General features: G+C 76.6%; 1 protein-coding gene and 1 pseudogene. Both read left to right on the top strand.

Features of this window, described 5'->3' with window-relative positions:
• Nucleotides 1-30 precede the first annotated feature (30 nt).
• Nucleotides 31-1,157: pseudogene (locus ACWJ6R_RS35855) on the top strand (acyl-CoA dehydrogenase family protein).
• 61 nt (nt 1,158-1,218) lie between these two features.
• Nucleotides 1,219-1,750: acyl-CoA dehydrogenase family protein (locus ACWJ6R_RS35860; protein WP_449066466.1), on the top strand; the 532-nt coding region annotated here is incomplete at its 3' end.

Consider the following 1,750-nt stretch of genomic DNA (forward strand, 5'->3'; position numbering starts at 1 on the left):
CCGGTCCCGCGAGCGCGGAGGCCGCCACCGATGGATCTTGACCTGTCGGCCGCCGAGCCGTTCCGCGCCGAGGTGCGCGACTGGCTCCGCGCCCACGTGCCCGCCGCCCCCCTGCCCTCGCTGGAGACCGCGGAGGGCTTCGCCGCCCACCGCGCCTGGGAGCGCGAGCTGTACGACGCACGCCTGTCGGTCGTCTCCTGGCCCGCCCGGTACGGCGGGCGGGACGCGAGCCCGCTGGAGTGGCTGGTCTTCGAGGAGGAGTACCACGCCGCCGGGCGCCCGGCAGGGTCGGCCAGAACGGCGTCAACCTGCTCGCCCCGACGCTCTTCGCGCACGGCACCCCCGAGCAGCTGGAGCGGATCCTGCCGCCGATGGCCTCCGGCGAGGTCGTCTGGGCCCAGGCCTGGTCAGAGCCGGAGGCGGGCAGCGACCTGGCCTCGCTGCGCGCCACCGCGACCCGGGTGGACGGCGGCTGGCAGCTGAACGGCCAGAAGACGTGGAGCTCGCGTGCGGCCTTCGCCGACCGGGGCTTCGGCCCCTTCCGCTCCGACCCGGGGGCCGAACGGCACCGGGGCCTGACCTATCTGATGTTCTCCCTGGACGCCGAGGGCCTCACCCGCCGCCCGATCGGCCGCCTGGACGGCAGGCCCGCCTTCGCCGAGCTCTTCTTCGACGACGTGTTCGTGCCCGACGCCGACGTGGTCGGCGCGCCGGGCGAGGGCTGGCGGGTGGCGATGGGCACCACCGGCAGCGAGCGCGGTCTCACCCTGCGCAGCCCCGGCCGGTTCACCGCGGCCGCCGACCGGCTGGTCGCGCTCTGGCTCGAGCGCGCCGACCCCGCCGACACCGCGCTGCGCGACCGGGTGGCCGACGCCTGGATCCGGGCCCGCGCCTACCGGCTGAAGGGCTTCGAGACGATCTCCCGCACCGACGAGGTGGGCGCCGGGTCCAGCGTCAACAAGGTCTTCTGGTCGGAGCTGGACCTGGCGCTGCACGAGACCGCGCTCGACCTGCTGGGCCCGGACGGCGAGCTGGCGGGCGAGTGGCTGGAGGGCTACGTCTTCTCCCTGGCCGGGCCGATCTACGCCGGGACCAACGAGATCCAGCGCGACGTCATCGCCGAGCGCGTGCTCGGCCTGCCCAGGGCGGACCGGTGAGCACGGCGAGAGCACGGGGGCGCGCCGGGGCGACGGGGCACGACAGGACCGGGAGACGACGGTGAAGTTCATCCTCGACGCCGAGCAGCGGCTGTTCGGCGAGACCCTGCACAAGCTGCTGGCCGGGGCCGGGACGCCGGGCGTGATCCGCTCCCGGGCGGCCGGGGATCCGGGGCCGGTCCTGGCGCTGCGGCGCTCGCTCGCCGAGGCCGGGGTCTTCGCGCCGGCGGTGCCGGAGGCGGCCGGCGGGGCGGGACCGCTCCCGGTGGAGCTGGTGACCGCCTTCCACGAGCTGGGGCGGCACGCCGTACCGGGGCCGCTGGCCGAGACCGCCGCCGCCGCCGAGCTGCTCAGCCGGCTCGGCGGATTCGCCGGGCCCGGCGGGACCGGGCGGATCGGCGGTGAATCCGGGACGGCCGGAGCGGATGAATCGGGCGGGCTCGCCGCGGAGTGGCTGCCGCGGATCGCCGAGGGCACGGCCGCCGTCTCGCTGGTCCTGCCGCCGGTCGTGCCGTACGCGCTGGACGCCGACCTCGCCGACGCGGTCTGGCTGGTGGACGGCGACCGGTTGTGCGAGGCCGTCCCGGGAGCGG

Source organism: Planomonospora algeriensis, assembly GCF_977012225.1.